We start from the raw sequence: 409 nt of genomic DNA, 5'->3' as shown, positions 1-409 counted from the left end.
GGCTTAGACAGCTAGGATGTTGGCTTAGAAGCAGCCATCATTTAAAGAAAGCGTAATAGCTCACTAGTCGAGTCGGCCTGCGCGGAAGATGTAACGGGGCTGAAATATAGCACCGAAGCTGCGGCATCAGGCGTATCACTAATACGCCTTACGATTAACAACCTAGAATGGCGCGAAGCGGCATGAAATGTTGTTCAGCAACCCGAACGTTGAGTCGGGCATCTTTGAGTGAGGATTATTAGTGATACGCCTGTTGGGTAGGGGAGCGTTGTGTAAGCGGAAGAAGGTGTGTTGAGAAGCATGCTGGACGTATCACAAGTGCGAATGCTGACATAAGTAACGATAAAACGGGTGAAAAACCCGTTCGCCGGAAGACCAAGGGTTCCTGTCCAACGTTAATCGGGGCAGG

At 49.9% G+C, this 409-nt stretch carries 1 rRNA gene; it reads left to right on the top strand.

Annotated elements, in window-relative coordinates:
• Window positions 1–409, top strand: a 23S ribosomal RNA gene (locus DV424_RS08870); the annotation flags it as partial.

It is taken from the genome of Haemophilus haemolyticus (assembly GCF_003493605.1).
GTDB classification, from domain to species: domain Bacteria; phylum Pseudomonadota; class Gammaproteobacteria; order Enterobacterales; family Pasteurellaceae; genus Haemophilus; species Haemophilus haemolyticus_J.
Note: the sequence above shows the minus strand (reverse complement) of the source record. Positions and strands in the feature narration are given on the sequence as shown.